Source organism: Escherichia sp. WS1451, from assembly GCF_046487365.1.
In the GTDB taxonomy this organism is placed as follows: Bacteria; Pseudomonadota; Gammaproteobacteria; order Enterobacterales; family Enterobacteriaceae; genus Escherichia; species Escherichia coli.
In genome coordinates this window covers 21,861-44,336 of record NZ_JBJQJP010000006.1, presented here as the reverse complement: position 1 = coordinate 44,336, position 22,476 = coordinate 21,861, and the positions used below count along the sequence as shown (strand labels likewise).

Below are 22,476 nucleotides of genomic sequence, written 5' to 3'. Positions count from 1 at the left end.
CAATATTTCATCGTTGGTGCAAAAATGTAACGCACTGTGCACTGTCATAGTGCGTTTTCATTTTCAATCTTCTTAACTTCCTGCTCTCTTTCTCGTTTTTCATTTCTGGCACACCGCTTGCAATACCTTCTTCGTGTAGCAGAACCATTACCGAATTCTGACCGGAGGGGATCTATGAAGCTGGTGACCGTGATAATCAAACCATTCAAGCTGGAAGACGTTCGTGAAGCGTTATCTTCCATTGGTATTCAGGGCCTGACCGTCACCGAAGTGAAAGGTTTCGGGCGTCAGAAAGGGCATGCCGAGCTGTACCGGGGGGCGGAATACAGCGTCAACTTCCTGCCAAAAGTAAAAATTGATGTGGCGATTGCTGATGACCAACTCGATGAAGTGATTGATATCGTCAGTAAGGCGGCTTACACCGGAAAAATTGGCGACGGCAAAATCTTCGTCGCTGAATTGCAACGCGTCATTCGTATTCGTACCGGCGAAGCCGACGAAGCGGCGCTGTAATCTCTGGCACACAGCAACAGGAACGAAAAATGAAGATAGCGACGATAAAAACTGGGCTTGCTTCACTGGCGATGCTGCCGGGACTGGTAATGGCTGCACCTGCGGTGGCCGATAAAGCCGACAATGCGTTTATGATGATTTGTACTGCGCTGGTGCTGTTTATGACTATTCCGGGGATTGCCCTGTTTTACGGTGGGTTGATTCGCGGCAAAAACGTGCTGTCGATGCTGACGCAGGTGACGGTGACGTTTGCACTGGTCTGTATTCTCTGGGTGGTTTACGGTTACTCGCTGGCGTTTGGTGAGGGAAACAACTTCTTCGGCAACATTAACTGGTTGATGCTGAAAAACATCGAACTGACGGCGGTGATGGGCAGCATTTATCAGTATATCCACGTAGCGTTTCAGGGATCGTTTGCCTGCATTACCGTAGGCTTGATAGTTGGAGCACTGGCGGAACGAATCCGTTTCTCAGCTGTGTTGATTTTCGTGGTGGTATGGCTGACGCTCTCCTACATTCCGATTGCGCATATGGTCTGGGGCGGCGGTTTGCTGGCTTCTCACGGTGCACTGGATTTTGCGGGTGGCACTGTGGTGCACATTAACGCCGCAATCGCCGGTCTGGTGGGCGCGTATCTGATAGGCAAACGCGTGGGCTTCGGCAAAGAGGCGTTTAAACCGCACAACCTGCCGATGGTCTTCACCGGGACTGCCATTCTCTATATCGGTTGGTTTGGCTTTAACGCCGGGTCAGCGGGCACGGCGAATGAAATCGCAGCACTGGCATTTGTGAATACTGTGGTCGCAACGGCGGCAGCAATTCTTGGCTGGATCTTCGGTGAATGGGCGCTGCGCGGTAAGCCTTCACTGCTGGGAGCGTGTTCTGGCGCGATTGCCGGTCTGGTCGGCGTGACGCCAGCGTGTGGCTACATTGGTGTTGGCGGCGCGTTGATTATCGGTGTGGTAGCTGGTCTGGCGGGCTTGTGGGGCGTTACCATGCTCAAACGCTTGCTGCGGGTGGATGATCCCTGCGATGTCTTCGGTGTGCACGGTGTTTGTGGCATTGTCGGCTGTATTATGACCGGGATTTTTGCCGCCAGTTCGCTGGGCGGCGTGGGCTTCGCTGAAGGTGTGACGATGGGCCATCAGTTGCTGGTACAGCTGGAAAGCATTGCCATTACGATTGTCTGGTCCGGTGTGGTGGCGTTTATTGGCTACAAACTGGCGGATCTGACGGTTGGTCTGCGTGTACCGGAAGAACAGGAGCGAGAAGGGTTGGACGTCAACAGCCACGGCGAAAATGCCTATAACGCGTAATAAGCACTGCAAAAAACAGCCGGACGGTTTTCACCTCCGGCTATTTTTTTAATTGTGATTACGCATTACCCCTTCCTGAACGGTCGAGGCAACCAGCACGCCGTCCTGAGTATAAAACTCACCGCGCACAAAGCCGCGTGCGCTGGACGCCGAGGTGCTCTCCACGCTATACAGCAGCCATTCATTCAAATTAAACGGGCGATGGAACCACATGGAATGGTCGATGGTCGCTATCTGAATTCCTGGTTCGAGAAAACCGATGCCGTGCGGCTGTAGAGCTACCGGCAGGAAGTTAAGATCAGAAGCGTAACCGAGCAGATACTGATGAACGCGCAGATCATCCGGCACGCTACCATTTGCGCGGATCCACACCTGACGATGTGGTTCTGCGACGTGACCTTTCAATGGGTTATGAAATTCCACCGGACGGACTTCCAGCGGACGATCGCAGATGAATTTATCTTTCAGCACTGGCGGCAGCAGGTGCGCCAGCGATTGGGCGATTTGCGTTTCCGAAGGCAGGCCATCAGGCGCTGGCGCGGACGGCATTGTTTTTTGATGTTCGAAACCCGCTTCTGGTGCCTGGAAAGAGGCCGTCATATAAAAAATCGGTTTGCCGTTTTGAATAGCAGCAACCCGGCGGGCGCTGAAGCTGTTACCGTCACGCAGCGTTTCGACATCATAAATAATCGGCTTCTTACTATCGCCTGGGCGAAGAAAGTAGCTGTGAAACGAATGTACCAGCCGCTCTTCAGGGACGGTCTCTTTTGCAGCATACAAGGCCTGACCCACGACCTGGCCGCCAAACACCTGGCGTAAACCTAAATCTTCACTCTGGCCGCGAAAGAGTCCTTCCTCAATTTTTTCCAGATTTAACAATGTCAGTAAATTTTTTAGCGCCTGACTCATATAACTCTCCAGTAACAAAGCTGCCGCAGCAAGCCAAAGTGAGTTGAGTATAACGCAAATTTGCCACTGGTCCGATGGGTGCAATAGTCTGAATTAAGGGCTAATTACAGGCAGAAATGCGTGATGTGTGCCACACTTGTTGACGTTACTATTTTGTTAACCACTCTTCCGGCGAGGAAAGTTAGCCCGCTGGTGCATTGATAATAAGGAGAAGTGAATGAAACTCGTGCACATGGCCAGTGGTTTAGCGGTTGCGATTGCGTTGGCGGCTTGCGCAGATAAAAGCGCGGATATTCAGACGCCAGCACCGGCTGCAAATACGTCTATTTCAGCAACACAACAACCTGCTATCCAGCAACCGAATGTCTCCGGTACCGTTTGGATCCGTCAGAAAGTCGCACTGCCGCCTGATGCCGTGCTGACCGTGACACTTTCTGACGCGTCTTTAGCCGATGCGCCGTCGAAAGTGCTGGCGCAGAAAGCGGTGCGTACCGAAGGTAAACAGTCACCATTCAGCTTTGTTCTGCCATTTAACCCGGCAGATGTTCAGCCGAATGCGCGTATTCTGTTGAGTGCGGCGATTACCGTGAATGACAAACTGGTATTTATTACCGATACCGTTCAGCCGGTGATCAACCAGGGCGGAACTAAAGCCGACCTGACATTGGTGCCGGTGCAGCAAACCGCCGTGCCGGTTCAGGCCAGCGGTGGCGCAACGACTACCGTACCTTCGACTTCACCAACTCAGGTGAATCCGTCTTCGGCAGTTCCAGCTCCTACGCAATATTAAGCGCAGTTAACCCTCTCCGCCCGGAGAGGGTTAGTAGTTCCAGCGATAACGCTGCAAGTCGATTTGCCCGCTTCCCGATACCATCACACCTTCTGCCAGTAATGCCTGTCGTTGACGCTGTAAATCCGGTCCGGTTAGCGAAATTGTGCCGTGGCGATTAACCACCCGGTGCCAGGGCAAGGTGCTGCCTTCAGGGAGACGCTTTAACACACCGCCCACCTGGCGCGCGGCGCGGGGCGATCCTGCCAGTTTCGCCACATCACCGTAAGTGGTGACATAGCCTTCGGGAATAGCGGCGACGATTTGCCAGACGCGTTGGGGAAATGAATCTTCTTTTTCCATCTTTTCTTCCTGAGGTAATTTTTCAGCATAATCTGGAAAAACGCCCGAGTGAAGTCGCATTGCGCAAGAAACCAGCATCCGGCACGCAATGGGTTGCAATTAGCCGGGGCAGCAGTGATAATGCGCCTGCGCGTTGGTTCTCAACGCTCTCAATGGGGGCTCTGTTGGTTCTCCCGCAACGCTACTCTGTTTACCAGGTCAGGTCCGGAAGGAAGCAGCCAAGGCAGATGACGCGTGTGCCGGGATGTAGCTGGCAGGGCCCCCACCCATTTCTACCTCCCACCGTTTCGTCAAAAAATCCCAACATGGCTAAACTTTAACCACAACTGACGTCGCAAGAATTGTCTGGCTGCGCAGTACGCTTCGGAGGTATGTCTGATGAAGTATGTTGATGGTTTTGTGGTTGCCGTTCCTGCCGATAAAAAGGATGCCTATCGGGAAATGGCCGCTAAGGCCGCGCCATTGTTTAAAGAGTTTGGCGCGCTTCGTATTGTCGAATGCTGGGCCAGCGATGTACCGGATGGCAAAGTGACCGATTTTCGTATGGCGGTAAAAGCTGAAGAGAATGAAGAGGTTGTCTTTAGCTGGATTGAATACCCTTCAAAAGAGGTCCGCGACGCTGCTAATCAAAAGATGATGTCGGACCCACGGATGAAAGAGTTCGGCGAGTCCATGCCGTTTGACGGCAAGCGAATGATCTATGGTGGATTCGAATCAATCATCGACGAGTAGGTAGCGGACGGGCTGTGCGGCGTGCCGTCAGCCCTAAAATTCACAAATGTTGCTCGGCCCAGCGTAAGAAATCCTCTTTCGGTAATGCCTTGCTGTAGAGCCAGCCCTGGCCGTAGTGCACGCCATGCTGACGTAGCCACTCTTCTTGTTTACTGGTTTCGATTCCCTCCGCTACCATTTTCAGTTTCAGTGTTTTTGCCATTTCGATGATATGTGGCGTGACATTTTTATATTCCAGCGCATCAACGAAAGATTTATCGATCTTCAGAATGTCGACATCCAGATCCTGTAAATAGCTTAAACTTGAATACCCCGTACCAAAATCATCGAGATAAATTTCATGGCCCGCCTCCCGGTAGCGAGAAATTATCGGGGCGCTGGTTTTCGGATCGGCAAACTCGCGTTCAGTGAGTTCAAGCGCGATCTGTCTGGGATTAACCTGATAGTGATTGATCATTTCACGCAGCAATTGCGGGATTTTTTCCGAGGTGAGCACGGTGGATTCAAGATTGATCGAAATATGCTGCTGCGGATGCTGACGCAGCCAGTCGCCCATATCTTCAAAGACACTTTTTATAATCAGTAGCGTCAACGGCTCAGAAAGCCCCGTTTGCTGTGCCAGCGGAATAAAACTATCTGGTGACAACCAACTACCGTCTGTCTGCGGCCAGCGCGCCAGTGCCTCAGCACCGACAATTTTGCCATTGGCTAAGGAGACAATCGGCTGATAGTGCACGCAAATATCACGATTTTCGATAGCATCCTGCAGCCGATGATGCGGTGACTGGATACGGCGCAAAATACGCAGCACAAACATCGCTGCCAGCAGGCCAATCACCAACCCGAACGGTAACCAAATAAAGACTTGCCGATGCCAGCCTTTCTGCAACATTTTCGTTGAAGCCCAGGTGATGATCGAAATATTCATCTCCGGTAAGGGCAGGATATCGTAAATGATTCCATTATTTTCGATATGCTCACCGGGTGTTTTTTGTAGTCTGGTAATAATTCCCTGAGCAATTTCATCACTGCTGGTTATCACAACGTTATGGGCATTGCCAATAATGGCGGCATCAATTTGCCATGAGCTATAGGGAATGACATCAATAAAGGAAGCGGGGTCGATCATGACGACATAATGTGCCGTTCCCATGGCGACCATGTAACGGATAATGCCTAAATCGTTATGCGATGTTAACCAGACACGATAACCATCTTTCGAAATTTTACCTGGCTCGGGGAAGGTATCGGGCGGGCTTTCATGCTCCAGAGACGAACACTGGGGAACGTTGTTATCGATATAAACCACTTCCTGAATATAGCGATAACTGTAAGATACCCGACGCATTTCCATGAGATGGGCTTCGCTACAGGCAGCGCCTTGCCATCTTTCCAGCTCTTGCAGCGCATCTTTCCCTTGTGTCGCCACCTTATTGGCCCGAATAGCGACGCGGGAGGAATACGTATTCAGCTCTTCAATAAATGATGTTTCTACCTGCTGATGGGCCAGCCAGATGCTTAAGCCGACAGGCAGCAATACTGAAAGAATCAGTACTCCCGAAATAAGGCCGACCAGATGTCGTGTTCTCACCAGCATATCCTTATTAACACAGTGTAGGGAAAGTATATCTGATTGTGGAAAAAGGCTGGCAGGAGATAAGGAGGTAGAGCCGGGATTTCATGAAGTGATGGGTGGAAACGAACGTTGTCATTTGACCAGGCGCAGAGCTTTACGCCTGGTATGTAACCCTAACTTAAGATGTTGATTCGGCGCGAGCGAGGGTAAAAATATCGTAAAAAGACAGTTCACCTTTACGGACGATCATTTTTTGCAGTTGTTCTTTATGAACATCCGCGACACGCGGAGAGTTCAAGATGGCTTCAACCAGCGCGGCAGGTACAAAGCGCGTGTTGTACCATTCGCCGTTATAGCAAACGCGGAAATCCAGCACGTCGATATCTTCATAGCGGTAGCGTGGGTAGACATCGAAAAAGAAGAAACCATTTAGCAGGATAAATAATACCACCAGTAGCCAGACAGAGCCTGAAAGCGTTTCGGACTGCAACATCACCGCCAGGGTGGCAAAAAAAGCAACATACATACCGATAAATAGCCCCGGATGTTTACGGATAAAACTGATACTAAAGCGGGGTTTGTTGTCGCGTTTTTCGCGGGTATTCAGAGACTCAATCGTTTCGGTCAGCAGGCGTTGTATTTCGGTCATCGTTTGCCTTCGTGGTATCTGCAACTTTCCAGGGAACACCCTATTTTAACGTGGGAATAGTAGAGGGAAAGTAACAGATTTGCCACGATTTTGCATAACAGTTGCGAAAAACTGGTTACAATTTTTTAATTATTCTGGCTGGATTACCGCCCACGACAACGTTGTCCGGGACATCTTTTGTGACAACTGCACCTGAGGCTACCACGACGTTATCACCAATGGTCACACCAGGGTTAATGATCGCGCGTCCGCCAATCCAGACGTTATTACCGATGGTGACGGGTTTCCCCAGTTCAGCACCGCTATTACGTGCTACAGGGTCGATGGGATGTGTTGCCGTGTAGATATGAACGCCTGGTGCCAACATACAGTTATCACCGATGCGAATAGGGCAGACATCAAGCATCACGCAATCGAAGTTGGCGAAAAAATTATTGCCGAGAAAAATGTTATAGCCATAATCACAGCGAAACGTTGGCTCAATATAAGCCTCTGTCACCTGACCGAATAAATCAGCGAGAATTTGCTGGCGTAATGTGTGCTCTTCCGCCAGGGAATGATTGTATCGGTGAATAAGCTGACGAGCGCGCAGGCGATCGCGAGATAACGTCTCATCTGCCGAGCGATACAACTCACCAGCAATCATCTTTTCTTTTTCTGTGCTCATTACTGACCTCCGGTTGCTGAAAATGCGGCAACACAGTAAGACGAAAAGTCAGTGAAGAGAACGTTCCCATTACGTCTGTGTGATGAAGATCACATAGGGTATGCCTTCATGGCGATAAAGTATAAAATTCTTAATAAACAGCTGGTTATAGCTCCGAAAGCCAATTATTTATTAGCGAATAAATTTCCATACTGAGGAAGGGATCTTGTCGTACAGTTTATTCATAGTCAATTCGGCGAGGCGGTGATCTGCGGCTGAGTAAAATACCGCCAGTTCATTATCTGATAATTCGTATTTATTTTTCTCGATAACACGCTCCAGCGTGTCAATTGTCTGGCAACGACGTAAACGCATTAAATAATCGGTTTTCGTTAAAGGTTTTTCGGACATACTTCTACCCATGGTTGTAATAATTCTAACAAGATAAACTCGCAGGATTCTCTTTCGTCGCATTGACAAAACAACGGAATAGTCGATTACCTGACTTCCGCCATTTCTGAAGATCCTGCATATTAATACCATAACTGCTGAACAACATAAAGGTGTCATCCAGATATTCGTCGATCTGCTCAATGAGCTTATTGTCTTCATTATACTTAATTTTGTAATTAAGTGCGAAGGTCGCAATATGCTCAATCAGTTCATTCAACTGGAGGTTGATCGCCGAGGTTGGGTCGTTAACCCAGCCATGATTGCTTTCTTCAAGGTTTGCAAGACAGTCATGATACAGGGTTTCACAGAGAAACTTAAGCTGTGCGATATCATGTCTTTTGGGTGAGTATTCATCCATAACGCGTCCCCTTCTTAGCGGTTGAACTAACGGACACCTTTCGGGATGGAAAAAACTTACTGACCTGGACTTGCCCTCTCGTTTGTTAGCTTAACTATAAGCCACTCTTTGCAGGTTTTCATCGCATTATTACGAAAAATTACAATTAGGAAGGAAGCGGGACAGGACTTACTTTTTCATACTAGCACTAACCCGCAGCAGGTAAAAGCAGTTTGCTCGAACTGTTCATAACATTTCAGGATTATCGCCAGATGAAATTGGTAACACTAATACCAGGATTGCTCTGAATATGACGTAATAACCGAGGAATGAATAAAGAATTACCGCAAATAATTAAGAATAGCCTCTAAATGATTATGGATTATTAAATCTATTAGCGCTACTTAATAATAAATTAACTAACAATCAGTATTTTTTATGAATTTTATACGTGTTTAATACTGGTTTTCGTATGAGATCCTGAGTTGGTGGTTCAATGACTCCTTAATGTTCGTAGGTTATGCATAAAAAAGGCCGCTTGCGCGGCCTTAGTGATTACACGTTGTATCAATGATGATCGACAGTATGGCTGTGCTCGATATCTTCATTCTTGCGGCTAAAGCGGCGGCGAACCACCACAAAGAATACCGGAACGAAGAAGATTGCCAGTACCGTTGCGGTCACCATCCCGCCCATTACACCGGTACCTACTGCATTCTGTGCGCCGGAACCAGCACCAGTACTGATAACCAGCGGCATAACGCCGAGGATAAACGCCAGCGAGGTCATCAGGATCGGACGTAAACGCATCCGCACCGCATCAAGCGTCGCTTCAATCAGACCTTTACCTTCTTTATCCATCAAGTCTTTGGCGAATTCGACGATAAGTATCGCGTTCTTCGCCGACAACCCAATGGTTGTGAGCAGGCCTACCTGGAAGTAAACGTCATTGGTCAGGCCACGGAAGGTGGCAGCCAGCAACGCACCGATAACCCCCAGCGGAACGACCAGCATAACGGAGAACGGAATCGACCAGCTTTCATACAGCGCCGCCAGACACAGGAACACGACAATCAACGAAATCGCGTACAGTGAAGGTGCCTGGTTGCCGGAGAGACGTTCCTGATAGGACATCCCCGTCCAGTCATAGCCAACACCGGTAGGCAGTTTGCTCGCCAGTTGTTCCATCAGCTCCATTGCTTCACCGGTACTTTTACCCGGTGCCGCCTGGCCTAAGATTTCCATGGATGGCAGGCCGTTGTAACGTTCCAGACGCGGCGAACCGTACTCCCAACGAGAAGAGGAGAACGCCGAGAACGGCACCATCTGACCATCAGCAGCACGAACATACCAGTCGCCGATATCATCCGGCAGCATACGGTATTTCGCTTCTGACATGACGTAAACTTTCTTCACACGACCGCGGTCGATAAAGTCGTTCACATAGCTACCGCCCCATGCAGCGCCCAGAGTGGTGTTAATGTCGTTGATAGAAACACCCAGCGCCTGCGCTTTTTCCTGGTCGATATCAATCTTAAACTGCGGGGTATCTTCCAGACCGTTTGGACGTACGCTGGTCAACATATCAGGGTGCTTCGCTGCTTCTGCAAGCAGCTGGTTACGCGCCTGAGTCAGTTTTTCGTGACCAAGGCCAGCCTGGTCAATCAGCTCAAAGTCAAAGCCGGTTGCAGTACCCAGTTCCACGATTGCGGGCAGGTTAAAGGCGAAAACCATCGCATCTTTGATTTGCGAGAAAGCGCGTGTTGCACGCATGGTAATCGCTTCAACTTTGTTTTCTTCGCCCGGGCGATCGGCCCAGTCCTTCAAGGAAACGAACGCAATACCGGTATTCTGACCACGTCCCGCAAAGCCGAAGCCGTTAACGGCGAACACCGACTCAACGTTGTTCTTTTCTTTGGTCAGATAGTAATGCGTTACCTCATTGAGCACTTTCTGCGTACGTTCCTGCGTTGCACCTGCTGGCAGCTGAACCATGGTCATAAATACGCCCTGGTCTTCATCTGGCAAGAAGGAGCTTGGCAGACGCACGAACAGATAGGCCATGCCGACCACGATGATCAAATACAGCACCAGGTAACGCCCTGTACTGCGCAGAATACCGCCTACGCTGTCCGTGTAGTGGTGCGTGCTCTTTTCGAACATGCGGTTAAACCAGCCGAAGAAGCCTTTTTTACCTTCCCCGTGATCGCCTTTGGCAATCGGTTTCAGCATGGTGGCACAAAGAGCCGGAGTCAGGATCAACGCCACCAGTACTGACAGCGCCATTGCTGAAACAATGGTAATAGAGAACTGACGATAAATAGCACCGGTAGAACCGCCAAAGAAGGCCATCGGTACGAATACCGCCGACAGTACCATCGCGATACCGACCAGAGCGCCCTGAATCTGCCCCATCGACTTACGGGTAGCTTCTTTTGGCGGCAAACCTTCTTCCGCCATAACACGCTCAACGTTTTCTACCACAACGATGGCGTCATCCACCAACAGGCCGATGGCGAGCACCATCCCGAACATTGTTAGCGTGTTTATCGAGAAGCCAAAGGCGGCAAGGACGGCAAAGGTCCCCAGCAATACCACCGGTACGGCAATGGTCGGAATCAACGTCGCGCGGAAGTTCTGCAGGAACAGATACATAACCAGGAACACGAGGATGATCGCTTCGACCAGCGTTTTAACCACTTCGTGAATAGAGATTTTCACGAACGGCGTGGTGTCGTACGGGTAAACAATTTTCAGACCCGACGGGAAGAACGGTTCCATCTTCGCCAGTTCAGCACGGATTGCCGCAGCGGTATCCAGCGCGTTTGCACCGGTCGCCAGCTTGATCCCCAGACCGGAAGCCGGTTGGCCGTTAAACTCTGCGATGATGTCGTAGTTCTCACCACCCAGCTCAATTTTCGCCACATCACGCAGCAGCACGCGGGAACCATCCTGATTCACTTTCAGCAGGATTTTGCCGAACTCTTCAGTAGAGGTCAGACGCGTCTGAGCAATAATAGAGGCGTTAAGCTGTTGGCCTTTCACCGGCGGCGTACCACCGAGCTGACCCGCCGCAACCTGGGCGTTCTGCGCTTTGATGGCAGTAATGACATCAACCGGTGTTAGCTGGAATTTGTTTAGTTCATTCGGGTTCATCCAGATACGCATCGCGTACTGTGAACCGAACAACTGAACGTCACCCACGCCCGACGTACGGCTGATGGCATCTTTCATATTCGCCGCCACGTAGTCGGAGATATCCTCCTGCGTCATGGTGCCATCGGTGTTGATAACGCCGACAACCATCAGGAAGCTGCTGGATGATTTCTCAACGCTCACCCCTTGCTGCTGTACTTCTTGTGGCAGCAACGGCATCGCCAGCTGCAGTTTGTTCTGCACCTGAACCTGCGCGATATCCGCATCAGTACCAGACTCAAAGGTCAGGGTGATCTGCACGGTACCCGTGGAGTCACTGTTAGAGGACATGTACATCAGGTTATCGATACCGTTCATATTCTGTTCGATAACCTGTGTCACCGTGTCCTGCACTGTTTTCGCATCAGCGCCAGGGTAGGAGGCGGAGATCGTTACTGCCGGCGGTGCAATCGTAGGATATTGCGCCACCGGCAGTTTGAGGATCGCCAGCCCCCCTGCCAACATGATGATAATGGCGATCACCCACGCAAAAATCGGGCGATCGATAAAGAAATTAGGCATGTCTTAACGGCTCCTGTTTAAGTTAAGACTTGGACTGTTCAGGCTGAGCACCGCTTGCGGCTTGCTGGTTATTATCAGCGGTAACTTCTTGTGCTTTTACCTGGACACCAGGACGCACTTTCTGCAGCCCACTTATTACTACGCGATCGCCTGCTTTCAGACCTTCTGTCACCAGCCACTTATCGCCGATAGCCTGGCTTGCAACGATCGGACGGGTTTCCACTTTGTCATCCGCGCCAACCACCAGTACGGTGGCATCGCCACGCGGCGTACGGGTTACGCCCTGTTGCGGGACTAAAATAGCGTTTGGATTAAGCCCTTCTTCCAGACGTGCACGTACGAACATACCCGGCAGCAGAGTGTGATCCGGGTTCGGGAAGATAGCGCGTAGGGTGATAGACCCGGTGGTCTGATCAACGGTAACGTCAGAGAATTCCAGCGTACCGTCCTGCGGGAACTTAATGCCGTCACTGGTGATCAGCGACACTTTGGCTTTGCCGTTCTCTTGTTTCAGCGTGCCATTTGCCAGTTCCTGTTTCAGGCGCAGGAAGTCGTTGCTGGACTGGGTCACATCAACGTAGATCGGATCAAGTTGCTGCACGGTTGCCAGCGCAGTCGCCTGACCGTTCTGTACCAATGCGCCTTCTGTCACGTTCGACTTACCAATGCGACCGCTAATCGGCGAGGTGACTTTGGTGTAAGCCAGATTGATCCGCGCAGTTTCAACGGCAGCTTTCGCCGCAGTGACCGCAGCATTCGCCTGTTGCGCATCAGCCAGAGCCTGATCGTACTCTTGCTTACTGATGTACTGAGTACCGAGCAATTTCTGATAACGATTCACCGTCAATTGCGCGATATTGGCTGCAGCCTGGGCTTTCGCCAGATCACCTTTCGCACTGTCGTATGCCGCCTGATAGGTCGCAGGATCAATCTGATAGAGAGAGACACCTGCTTCGATGTCGCTACCTTCTTTGAAATTACGCTTCAGGATAATCCCGCTAACTTGAGGACGAACTTCTGCGATCCGGTAGGCACTGGTGCGACCCGGAAGCTCGGTTGTGATCTGCAGAGGTTCAGTTTTGACTGTTACTACGCCAACGGCGGGCATCTGCTGGCCACCTTGTTGGGCCTGTTTGTCGTCACATCCTGTTAGGGCTAAGCTGCCTGAGAGCATCAGAACGACCGCCAGAGGCGTAAACCCTCTGTTTTTGTTCATATGTAAACCTCGAGTGTCCGATTTCAAATTGGTCAATGGTCAAAAGTTAATAAACCCATTGCTGCGTTTATATTATCGTCGTGCTATGGTACATACATTCACAAATGTATGTAAATCTAACGCCTGTAAATTCACGAACATATGGCACGAAAAACCAAACAAGAAGCGCAAGAAACGCGCCAACACATCCTCGATGTGGCTCTACGTCTTTTCTCACAGCAGGGGGTATCATCCACCTCGCTGGGCGAGATTGCAAAAGCAGCTGGCGTTACGCGCGGTGCAATCTACTGGCATTTTAAAGACAAGTCGGATTTGTTCAGTGAGATCTGGGAACTGTCAGAATCCAATATTGGTGAACTAGAGCTTGAGTATCAGGCAAAATTCCCTGGCGATCCACTCTCAGTATTAAGAGAGATATTAATTCATGTTCTTGAATCCACGGTGACAGAAGAACGGCGTCGATTATTGATGGAGATTATATTCCACAAATGCGAATTTGTCGGAGAAATGGCTGTTGTGCAACAGGCACAACGTAATCTCTGTCTGGAAAGTTATGACCGTATAGAACAAACGTTAAAACATTGTATTGAAGCGAAAATGTTGCCTGCGGATTTAATGACGCGTCGCGCAGCAATTATTATGCGCGGCTATATTTCCGGCCTGATGGAAAACTGGCTCTTTGCCCCGCAATCTTTTGATCTTAAAAAAGAAGCCCGCGATTACGTCGCCATCTTACTGGAGATGTATCTCCTGTGCCCCACGCTTCGTAATCCTGCCACTAACGAATAACCCTGAATCTGACTCCAGGATTTTTCCTGGACATTTTCGTCGTTGCTATTCTGGTTCACTGCGTCGTGATATTCTTGCGGTTTGACTTTTTCAGGTCGTTCTTCAGGTTCAGAAACCTTCATTCATCATGACTATGTTCCAGTATTACAAACGATCACGGCATTTTGTTTTTTCAGCATTTATTGCTTTTGTTTTTGTCTTGTTATGCCAGAACACGGCGTTTGCGCGGGCGTCATCGAATGGTGATCTGCCGACAAAAGCGGACCTGCAGGCACAACTTGACTCACTGAATAAACAAAAAGATCTTTCTGCTCAGGACAAACTGGTGCAGCAGGATCTGACAGATACATTAGCCACCCTCGATAAAATCGATCGCGTAAAAGAAGAGACAGTTCAGCTACGGCAAAAAGTCGCTGAAGCGCCGGAAAAAATGCGCCAGGCGACCGCGGCGTTAACAGCACTTAGCGATGTCGATAACGACGAAGAAACGCGCAAAATTCTGAGCACGCTTTCGTTGCGCCAGCTGGAAACTCGCGTTGCCCAGGCGCTGGACGATTTGCAAAACGCACAAAACGATCTGGCGTCTTATAACAGCCAGCTGGTTTCGTTACAGACGCAGCCCGAACGCGTGCAAAATGCGATGTATAACGCTTCGCAGCAGCTGCAACAAATTCGCAGTCGTCTGGATGGGACTGATGTCGGCGAGACTGCCTTACGTCCCAGCCAGAAAGTGTTAATGCAGGCCCAGCAGGCGTTGCTGAATGCGGAGATTGACCAGCAGCGTAAAAGCCTGGAAGGAAACACAGTCTTACAGGATACCTTGCAAAAGCAACGGGATTACGTGACGGCGAACAGCGCCCGTCTGGAGCACCAGTTGCAGCTGTTGCAAGAAGCGGTAAACAGCAAGCGCCTGACTTTAACCGAACAAACGGCGCAGGAGGCCGTCTCCCCGGATGAAGCCGCGCGTATTCAGGCTAATCCGCTGGTGAAGCAGGAACTGGAAATTAACCAGCAGTTAAGTCAGCGTCTGATTACCGCGACTGAAAACGGTAATCAGTTGATGCAGCAAAACATTAAAGTCAAAAACTGGCTGGAGCGGGCACTGCAATCGGAACGCAATATTAAAGAGCAGATTGCCGTCCTGAAGGGCAGCCTGCTGTTGTCTCGTATCCTTTACCAGCAACAACAAACGCTGCCCTCGGCGGATGAACTGGAAAACATGACCAACCGCATCGCGGATTTGCGTCTCGAACAGTTTGAAGTTAACCAGCAGCGTGATGCACTCTTCCAGAGCGATGCGTTCGTCAACAAACTGGAAGAAGGTCACACCAACGAAGTCAACAGCGAAGTTCACGATGCATTATTGCAAGTGGTTGATATGCGTCGCGAATTGCTGGATCAGCTTAACAAACAGTTGGGTAACCAATTGATGATGGCCATTAACCTGCAAATCAACCAGCAGCAGTTAATGAGTGTGTCGAAAAACCTGAAATCCATCCTGACTCAGCAAATCTTTTGGGTGAACAGTAACCGTCCAATGGACTGGAACTGGATCAAAGCGTTCCCGCAAAGCCTCAAAGATGAATTTAAGTCGATGAAAATCACGGTGAACTGGGAAAAAGCCTGGCCTGCCGTTTTTATCGCTTTCCTCGCTGGTTTGCCGCTGCTGTTGATTGCCGGGCTGATCCACTGGCGTCTGGGCTGGCTGAAAGCGTATCAACAAAAACTGGCTTCCGCTGTGGGTTCCCTGCGTAACGACAGCCAGCTCAACACACCAAAAGCGATCCTTATCGACCTGATCCGTGCGCTGCCGGTGTGCCTGATTATTCTCGCGGTTGGCCTGATTCTGTTGACCATGCAGCTCAACATCAGCGAACTGCTATGGTCGTTCAGTAAAAAACTGGCGATTTTCTGGTTGGTGTTTGGCCTGTGCTGGAAAGTGTTGGAGAAAAACGGCGTTGCCGTGCGTCACTTTGGTATGCCGGAACAGCAGACCAGCCACTGGCGTCGGCAAATTGTCCGCATCAGTCTCGCATTGCTGCCTATCCATTTCTGGTCTGTGGTGGCAGAACTTTCCCCGCTGCATCTGATGGATGATGTGCTGGGGCAGGCGATGATTTTCTTCAACCTGCTGCTGATTGCCTTCCTGGTATGGCCGATGTGCCGCGAAAGCTGGCGTGATAAAGAGTCGCACACCATGCGACTGGTCACCATTACCGTGCTGTCGATTATCCCGATTGCGTTGATGGTGCTGACCGCCACGGGTTATTTCTACACCACGCTGCGCCTCTCCGGGCGTTGGATTGAAACCGTTTATTTGGTGATCATCTGGAACCTGCTGTACCAGACGGTATTGCGCGGCTTAAGCGTAGCGGCGCGGCGTATCGCCTGGCGTCGTGCGCTGGCGCGTCGGCAGAATCTGGTGAAAGAGGGCGCAGAAGGTGCCGAACCGCCGGAAGAACCCACCATTGCACTGGAGCAAGTTAACCAGCAGACGCTGCGTATTACCATGTTGCTGATGTTTGCGCTGTTCGGTGTCATGTTCTGGGCAATTTGGTCCGATTTGATCACCGTGTTCAGCTATCTCGACAGCATTACGCTCTGGCATTACAACGGTACTGAAGCTGGTGCTGCGGTGGTGAAAAACGTCACCATGGGCAGTCTGTTGTTTGCGATTATCGCCTCAATGGTGGCCTGGGCGTTGATTCGCAACCTGCCTGGTTTGCTGGAAGTGCTGGTGCTCTCGCGACTGAATATGCGCCAGGGCGCGTCGTATGCCATTACTACCATCCTTAACTACATCATTATTGCCGTTGGTGCGATGACGGTGTTCGGATCGCTGGGCGTCTCTTGGGATAAACTCCAGTGGCTGGCAGCAGCATTATCCGTAGGTCTTGGTTTTGGTTTACAAGAAATTTTCGGTAACTTCGTCTCCGGTTTGATCATTCTGTTCGAACGTCCGGTGCGCATTGGCGATACGGTAACCATTGGTAGCTTCTCGGGGACGGTAAGTAAGATCCGTATTCGTGCGACAACGATTACCGATTTCGATCGCAAAGAAGTGATCATCCCGAACAAAGCGTTTGTTACCGAGCGTCTGATCAACTGGTCGTTGACTGACACGACTACGCGTCTGGTGATCCGTCTCGGCGTGGCCTATGGCTCCGATCTGGAAAAAGTGCGTAAAGTATTACTGAAGGCGGCGACTGAGCACCCAAGGGTGATGCACGAACCAATGCCGGAAGTCTTCTTTACGGCGTTTGGTGCCAGCACGTTGGATCATGAGCTGCGTCTGTATGTGCGTGAACTGCGTGACCGTAGCCGTACTGTCGATGAGCTGAACCGTACTATCGATCAGCTGTGCCGTGAAAACGACATCAACATTGCCTTTAACCAGCTTGAAGTGCATCTGCACAACGAGAAGGGCGATGAAGTGACGGAAGTGAAACGCGACTACAAAGGCGACGATCCGACGCCAGCGGTAGGGTAAGGACAATAAAGGGCGACAGTGATGCCGCCCTTTATTTTTTACTCGCTTTGTGAAGTCTCATCGCTCTGTAACTTCTTTTCATAATCGCGTTTTACAATATCCAGCGCGCGCAGCACGGTGCGGGCTGGGATCTGATTTTCTTCCAGCAGCACAATTAAATCGACGGCCAGTTTGACATCGTCAGGGGCATTTTCCAGTGACATACTCTCTCCATTGCTAGCGGGTTAAACGCGCTAACCTGTTTTCGATTTTTTCCAGCGCATGGCGGCAGCGTGCCAGGCGCGCTTCATAGGCTTCCACTTCACGATGCAGCGTCTGCTGTTCCACGAGATCGGTCGCTCGCGCCAGACGGGCTCTACGCTCGGCAACCATCTCACGTAGCCGCCGCTCAAAATCCTGATGCTGAATACGTTTACGCTGCCAGCGGGCAATTTTCGGTGGCGCACTGTCCCACTCGCGTAGCGACCAGGCTGTGGCTTCACGCGCTATAGCCTCCAGTTGCGCCGCCAGATGTTCCGCCAGCCAGGCCACTTGCGGCAGTTGCTGTTGCTCAACCGCATGACGAAGCGCAGCCAGGTTATCGCCCGCCTCATCGAGACAAGCCTGTAGTGTTGTCGCACGGGTCTGAAAAAGGTGCCTGTCAAAACGGGCACTTAGCGTGGCAAATTGCGCTACCGGGGCACAACGCTGACGCAGCGTGGCGAGCTGTCCTTCCAGTTTTTCCAGCAGCAGGGTGGTTTTCACGATAAGACCTCAATGAAAATGATAATTGTTATGCTAAAGTAGCCACTCTGTAAGCTGACAACACTCAATATGCAACGAATCATTTTAATCATCATTGGCTGGCTGGCGGTAGTGCTGGGTACGCTGGGCGTGGTATTACCGGTATTACCGACGACGCCGTTTATCCTGCTGGCGGCCTGGTGCTTTGCCCGTTCTTCCCCGCGCTTTCACGCCTGGTTGCTGTACCGCTCATGGTTTGGCAGCTATCTACGTTTCTGGCAGAAACATCATGCGATGCCGCGCGGCGTCAAACCGCGGGCGATTATGCTTATTTTGCTCACGTTTGCCATTTCTCTGTGGTTCGTCCAGATGCCATGGGTGCGCATCATGTTGCTGGTAATTCTCGCCTGTTTGCTTTTTTATATGTGGCGAATTCCGGTGATTGATGAAAAGCAAGAAAAGCACTGAAGCACAACAATCGCAGTTGCAATTATTGCGTACAGCCAGTACATTCTGGCGTTTTCGAGCACAGGCGCAGGCGGTCAAAGGTTAAACAACTGTTACTTTTGATACGTTTAAAACGCGCCGTGAGTACCACCGTAACAAGCAGGCATACACTTATGACCGCGACTGCACAGCAGCTTGAGTATCTCAAAAATAGCATCAAAAGCATTCAGGACTACCCAAAACCCGGCATTCTTTTCCGCGATGTCACCAGCTTACTGGAAGACCCGAAAGCTTACGCTCTCAGCATCGACTTGCTGGTTGAGCGTTACAAAAATGCGGGCATTACCAAAGTGGTCGGCACCGAAGCGCGTGGCTTCTTGTTTGGCGCTCCGGTAGCTCTGGGTCTGGGCGTTGGCTTTGTACCGGTCCGTAAACCGGGCAAACTGCCGCGTGAAACCATCAGTGAAACTTACGACCTGGAATACGGCACCGATCAGCTGGAAATCCACGTTGATGCCATCAAACCGGGCGACAAAGTTCTGGTGGTGGACGACCTGCTGGCAACCGGCGGCACTATCGAAGCGACCGTTAAACTGATCCGTCGTCTGGGTGGTGAAGTGGCTGATGCTGCGTTCATTATCAACCTGTTCGATCTCGGCGGCGAACAGCGTCTCGAAAAACAGGGCATTACCAGCTACAGCCTTGTTCCGTTCCCGGGCCATTAATTATCGCCAGTCTTGTGCTGCCCACGCTACGGACAGCACAAGATGTGCATTCAGCCTCGCCGTTCTGACGGGGCTGTGTTAGCATTACCCCTTCGTGAATCCACCTTCCAGCGTTTCAGAGCCTGCCAATGAGTTATCAGGTCTTAGCCCGAAAATGGCGCCCACAAACCTTTGCTGACGTCGTCGGCCAGGAACATGTGCTGACCGCACTGGCGAACGGCTTGTCGTTAGGGCGTATTCATCATGCTTATCTTTTTTCCGGTACCCGTGGCGTCGGAAAAACCTCTATCGCCCGACTGCTGGCGAAGGGGCTAAACTGCGAAACCGGCATTACCGCGACGCCGTGCGGCGTGTGCGATAACTGTCGTGAAATCGAGCAGGGGCGCTTTGTCGATCTGATTGAAATCGACGCCGCCTCGCGCACTAAAGTTGAAGACACTCGCGACCTGCTGGATAACGTCCAGTACGCTCCGGCGCGTGGTCGTTTCAAAGTTTATCTGATCGACGAAGTGCATATGCTGTCGCGCCACAGCTTTAACGCACTGTTAAAAACCCTTGAAGAGCCGCCGGAGCACGTTAAGTTTCTGCTGGCGACGACCGATCCGCAGAAATTGCCGGTGACGATTTTGTCGCGCTGTCTGCAATTCCATCTCAAGGCGCTGGATGTCGAGCAAATTCGCCATCAACTTGAGCACATCCTCAACGAAGAACATATCGCTCACGAGCCGCGGGCGCTGCAATTGTTGGCACGCGCCGCTGAAGGCAGCCTGCGAGATGCCTTAAGTCTGACCGACCAGGCTATTGCCAGCGGTGACGGCCAGGTTTCAACCCAGGCGGTTAGTGCGATGCTGGGTACGCTTGACGACGATCAGGCGTTATCGCTGGTTGAAGCGATGGTCGAGGCCAACGGCGAGCGCGTAATGGCGCTGATTAATGAAGCTGCTGCCCGTGGTATCGAGTGGGAAGCGTTGCTGGTGGAAATGCTCGGTCTGTTGCATCGTATTGCGATGGTACAACTTTCGCCTGCTGCACTTGGCAACGACATGGCTGCCATCGAGCTGCGGATGCGTGAACTGGCGCGCACCATACCGCCGACGGATATTCAGCTTTACTATCAGACGCTGTTGATTGGTCGCAAAGAATTACCGTATGCGCCGGACCGCCGCATGGGCGTTGAGATGACGCTGCTGCGCGCGCTGGCATTCCATCCGCGTATGCCGCTGCCTGAGCCAGAAGTGCCACGCCAGTCCTTTGCGCCCGTCGCGCCAACGGCAGTAATGACGCCAACCCAGGTGCCGCCGCAACCGCAATCAGCGCCGCAGCAGGCACCGACTGTACCGCTCCCGGAAACCACCAGCCAGGTGCTGGCGGCGCGCCAGCAGTTGCAGCGCGTGCAGGGAGCAACCAAAGCAAAAAAGAGTGAACCGGCAGCCGCTACCCGCGCGCGGCCGGTGAATAACGCTGCGCTGGAAAGACTGGCTTCGGTCACCGATCGCGTTCAGGCGCGCCCGGTGCCATCGGCGCTGGAAAAAGCGCCAGCCAAAAAAGAAGCGTATCGCTGGAAGGCGACCACTCCAGTGATGCAGCAAAAAGAAGTGGTCGCTACGCCGAAGGCGCTGAAAAAAGCGCTGGAACATGAAAAAACGCCGGAACTGGCGGCGAAGCTGGCGGCAGAAGCCATTGAGCGCGACCCGTGGGCGGCTCAGGTGAGTCAACTTTCGCTACCAAAACTGGTCGAACAGGTGGCGTTAAATGCCTGGAAAGAGGAGAGCGACAACGCAGTATGTCTGCATTTGCGCTCCTCTCAGCGGCATTTGAACAACCGCGGCGCACAGCAAAAACTGGCTGAAGCGTTGAGCACGTTAAAAGGTTCAACGGTTGAACTGACTATCGTTGAAGATGATAATCCCGCGGTGCGTACGCCGCTGGAATGGCGTCAGGCGATATACGAAGAAAAACTTGCGCAGGCGCGCGAGTCCATTATTGCGGATAATAATATTCAGACCCTGCGTCGATTCTTCGATGCGGAGCTGGATGAAGAAAGTATCCGCCCCATTTGATCGTAAGCACAGCTTACGTTCGTCATCCTTAACGTGATTGAGAGAGAAACCTATGTTTGGTAAAGGCGGTCTGGGTAACCTGATGAAGCAAGCCCAGCAGATGCAAGAAAAAATGCAGAAAATGCAGGAAGAGATCGCGCAGCTGGAAGTCACCGGCGAATCTGGCGCAGGTCTGGTAAAAGTGACCATCAACGGTGCACACAACTGCCGTCGCGTAGAGATCGACCCGAGCCTGCTGGAAGACGACAAAGAGATGCTGGAAGACCTGGTGGCTGCAGCATTCAACGACGCAGCACGTCGTATTGAAGAAACGCAGAAAGAAAAAATGGCCTCTGTATCCTCCGGAATGCAGCTGCCGCCTGGCTTTAAGATGCCGTTCTGATGCAAACCAGCCCGCTGTTAACACAGCTTATGGAAGCACTGCGCTGTCTGCCGGGCGTTGGCCCGAAGTCGGCGCAGCGTATGGCGTTCACGCTGCTTCAGCGCGATCGTAGCGGCGGGATGCGTCTGGCGCAGGCGCTCACCCGGGCGATGTCGGAAATCGGCCACTGCGCCGATTGCCGCACTTTCACCGAACAGGAAGTCTGTAACATCTGTTCGAATCCGCGTCGTCAGGAAAACGGTCAAATCTGCGTGGTGGAGAGTCCGGCGGACATTTACGCCATTGAGCAGACGGGGCAGTTTTCAGGTCGTTATTTTGTGTTGATGGGGCACCTGTCGCCGCTGGACGGCATCGGTCCGGATGACATCGGCCTTGATCGCCTGGAACAGCGTCTGGCAGAGGAAAAAATCACTGAAGTGATCCTCGCCACCAACCCCACGGTTGAAGGTGAAGCTACCGCTAACTACATTGCCGAGCTTTGTGCGCAATATGACGTGGAAGCCAGCCGAATCGCTCATGGCGTACCGGTTGGCGGCGAACTGGAAATGGTCGATGGCACCACGCTGTCACATTCCCTTGCCGGGCGTCATAAGATTCGTTTTTAAGCAAACGAGAGCAGGATCACCTGCTCTCGCTTGAAATTATTCTCCCTTGTCCCCATCTC

Annotated in this window: 22 protein-coding genes, 1 other RNA gene and 1 other annotated feature; of the genes, 12 read left to right on the top strand and 11 right to left on the bottom strand. The window is 51.5% G+C overall.

Annotated elements, in window-relative coordinates; genetic code table 11:
- Positions 1 to 174 precede the first annotated feature (174 nt).
- The gene (glnK, locus tag ACJHX7_RS10005) at positions 175 to 513 is read left to right on the top strand and encodes a P-II family nitrogen regulator (RefSeq protein WP_000780338.1); all 339 of its coding nucleotides are present in this window, start codon (positions 175 to 177) and stop codon (positions 511 to 513) included.
- 29 nt (positions 514 to 542) lie between these two features.
- Positions 543 to 1,829 (top strand): ammonium transporter AmtB, encoded by a 1,287-nt coding sequence (gene amtB, locus ACJHX7_RS10000; RefSeq protein ID WP_000685029.1) that lies wholly within the window; start codon positions 543 to 545, stop codon positions 1,827 to 1,829.
- A gap of 48 nt (positions 1,830 to 1,877) precedes the next feature.
- Here amtB and tesB read toward each other — a convergent pair whose 3' ends face one another.
- Positions 1,878 to 2,738, bottom strand: coding sequence for an acyl-CoA thioesterase II (gene tesB, locus ACJHX7_RS09995; RefSeq protein ID WP_000075876.1), 861 nt, complete (start codon positions 2,736 to 2,738; stop codon positions 1,878 to 1,880).
- 217 nt (positions 2,739 to 2,955) lie between these two features.
- Here tesB and ACJHX7_RS09990 point away from each other — a divergent pair, with 217 nt between their 5' ends.
- The gene (locus ACJHX7_RS09990; protein ID WP_000779831.1) at positions 2,956 to 3,528 is read left to right on the top strand and encodes a YbaY family lipoprotein; all 573 of its coding nucleotides are present in this window, start codon (positions 2,956 to 2,958) and stop codon (positions 3,526 to 3,528) included.
- Between the two features lie 30 nt (positions 3,529 to 3,558).
- Here the strand turns inward: ACJHX7_RS09990 and ACJHX7_RS09985 are convergent, their stop codons facing one another.
- Positions 3,559 to 3,870 carry an MGMT family protein gene (locus ACJHX7_RS09985; protein WP_000409911.1) on the bottom strand — a complete coding sequence of 104 codons (312 nt, stop codon included), beginning with the start codon at positions 3,868 to 3,870 and terminating at the stop codon, positions 3,559 to 3,561.
- A 162-nt stretch (positions 3,871 to 4,032) separates the two neighbouring features.
- On the opposite strand from ACJHX7_RS09985, the gene ffs reads away from it, so the two are divergent.
- Together ffs and ACJHX7_RS09975 are read left to right on the top strand one after the other, a co-directional pair.
- Positions 4,033 to 4,129, top strand: an RNA gene (gene ffs / locus ACJHX7_RS09980) — signal recognition particle sRNA small type.
- 119 nt (positions 4,130 to 4,248) lie between these two features.
- Positions 4,249 to 4,602: a DUF1428 domain-containing protein gene (locus ACJHX7_RS09975; protein ID WP_000878140.1), complete on the top strand. Its 354-nt coding sequence runs from the start codon at positions 4,249 to 4,251 to the stop codon at positions 4,600 to 4,602.
- A 40-nt stretch (positions 4,603 to 4,642) separates the two neighbouring features.
- Here the strand turns inward: ACJHX7_RS09975 and pdeB are convergent, their stop codons facing one another.
- The 7 genes from pdeB to acrA form a co-directional block, all read right to left on the bottom strand.
- Complete coding sequence (gene pdeB, locus ACJHX7_RS09970; protein ID WP_001571032.1) at positions 4,643 to 6,193, bottom strand: cyclic-guanylate-specific phosphodiesterase PdeB; 1,551 nt, start codon at positions 6,191 to 6,193, stop codon at positions 4,643 to 4,645.
- Between the two features lie 163 nt (positions 6,194 to 6,356).
- On the bottom strand, positions 6,357 to 6,827 hold the full coding sequence (locus ACJHX7_RS09965; protein ID WP_000136192.1) for a YlaC family protein: 471 nt from the start codon (positions 6,825 to 6,827) through the stop codon (positions 6,357 to 6,359).
- A 115-nt stretch (positions 6,828 to 6,942) separates the two neighbouring features.
- Positions 6,943 to 7,494, bottom strand: a complete 552-nt coding sequence (gene maa / locus ACJHX7_RS09960; protein ID WP_000102561.1) for a maltose O-acetyltransferase — start codon at positions 7,492 to 7,494, stop codon at positions 6,943 to 6,945.
- Positions 7,495 to 7,665: 171 nt separating this feature from the next.
- The gene (locus tag ACJHX7_RS09955) at positions 7,666 to 7,884 is read right to left on the bottom strand and encodes an HHA domain-containing protein (protein ID WP_001291435.1); all 219 of its coding nucleotides are present in this window, start codon (positions 7,882 to 7,884) and stop codon (positions 7,666 to 7,668) included.
- A gap of 25 nt (positions 7,885 to 7,909) precedes the next feature.
- Positions 7,910 to 8,284, bottom strand: a complete 375-nt coding sequence (gene tomB / locus ACJHX7_RS09950; protein WP_000344800.1) for an Hha toxicity modulator TomB — start codon at positions 8,282 to 8,284, stop codon at positions 7,910 to 7,912.
- A 546-nt stretch (positions 8,285 to 8,830) separates the two neighbouring features.
- Complete coding sequence (gene acrB, locus ACJHX7_RS09945) at positions 8,831 to 11,980, bottom strand: efflux RND transporter permease AcrB (RefSeq protein WP_001132469.1); 3,150 nt, start codon at positions 11,978 to 11,980, stop codon at positions 8,831 to 8,833.
- 22 nt (positions 11,981 to 12,002) lie between these two features.
- A complete protein-coding gene (gene acrA, locus ACJHX7_RS09940) occupies positions 12,003 to 13,196 on the bottom strand; it encodes a multidrug efflux RND transporter periplasmic adaptor subunit AcrA (protein ID WP_001295833.1) in 1,194 nt (397 codons plus the stop codon).
- 141 nt (positions 13,197 to 13,337) lie between these two features.
- On the opposite strand from acrA, the gene acrR reads away from it, so the two are divergent.
- Both acrR and mscK read left to right on the top strand, forming a co-directional pair.
- On the top strand, positions 13,338 to 13,985 hold the full coding sequence (gene acrR, locus ACJHX7_RS09935; RefSeq protein ID WP_000101737.1) for a multidrug efflux transporter transcriptional repressor AcrR: 648 nt from the start codon (positions 13,338 to 13,340) through the stop codon (positions 13,983 to 13,985).
- A 127-nt stretch (positions 13,986 to 14,112) separates the two neighbouring features.
- A complete protein-coding gene (gene mscK / locus ACJHX7_RS09930; protein ID WP_000177751.1) occupies positions 14,113 to 17,475 on the top strand; it encodes a mechanosensitive channel MscK in 3,363 nt (1,120 codons plus the stop codon).
- Positions 17,476 to 17,513: 38 nt separating this feature from the next.
- Here mscK and rsmS read toward each other — a convergent pair whose 3' ends face one another.
- Both rsmS and priC read right to left on the bottom strand, forming a co-directional pair.
- Positions 17,514 to 17,678 (bottom strand): pleiotropic regulatory protein RsmS, encoded by a 165-nt coding sequence (gene rsmS / locus ACJHX7_RS09925; RefSeq protein WP_000051144.1) that lies wholly within the window; start codon positions 17,676 to 17,678, stop codon positions 17,514 to 17,516.
- Between the two features lie 13 nt (positions 17,679 to 17,691).
- Positions 17,692 to 18,219, bottom strand: a complete 528-nt coding sequence (priC, locus tag ACJHX7_RS09920; protein WP_024223151.1) for a primosomal replication protein N'' — start codon at positions 18,217 to 18,219, stop codon at positions 17,692 to 17,694.
- 69 nt (positions 18,220 to 18,288) lie between these two features.
- Here priC and ACJHX7_RS09915 point away from each other — a divergent pair, with 69 nt between their 5' ends.
- From ACJHX7_RS09915 to recR, 5 genes are all read left to right on the top strand, one after another.
- The gene (locus ACJHX7_RS09915; RefSeq protein ID WP_022645283.1) at positions 18,289 to 18,666 is read left to right on the top strand and encodes a DUF454 family protein; all 378 of its coding nucleotides are present in this window, start codon (positions 18,289 to 18,291) and stop codon (positions 18,664 to 18,666) included.
- 152 nt (positions 18,667 to 18,818) lie between these two features.
- Positions 18,819 to 19,370, top strand: coding sequence for an adenine phosphoribosyltransferase (gene apt / locus ACJHX7_RS09910; protein WP_000127356.1), 552 nt, complete (start codon positions 18,819 to 18,821; stop codon positions 19,368 to 19,370).
- Positions 19,371 to 19,498: 128 nt separating this feature from the next.
- Positions 19,499 to 21,430 carry a DNA polymerase III subunit gamma/tau gene (gene dnaX, locus ACJHX7_RS09905; protein WP_000122015.1) on the top strand — a complete coding sequence of 644 codons (1,932 nt, stop codon included), beginning with the start codon at positions 19,499 to 19,501 and terminating at the stop codon, positions 21,428 to 21,430.
- Positions 20,763 to 20,827, top strand: a sequence feature (DnaX frameshifting element). (Overlaps the previous gene by 65 nt.)
- A 52-nt stretch (positions 21,431 to 21,482) precedes the next feature.
- Positions 21,483 to 21,812: a YbaB/EbfC family nucleoid-associated protein gene (locus ACJHX7_RS09900; RefSeq protein WP_000467098.1), complete on the top strand. Its 330-nt coding sequence runs from the start codon at positions 21,483 to 21,485 to the stop codon at positions 21,810 to 21,812.
- Complete coding sequence (recR, locus tag ACJHX7_RS09895; protein WP_001195025.1) at positions 21,812 to 22,417, top strand: recombination mediator RecR; 606 nt, start codon at positions 21,812 to 21,814, stop codon at positions 22,415 to 22,417. The genes ACJHX7_RS09900 and recR overlap by 1 nt, the downstream gene beginning before the upstream one ends.
- Positions 22,418 to 22,476 lie beyond the last annotated feature (59 nt).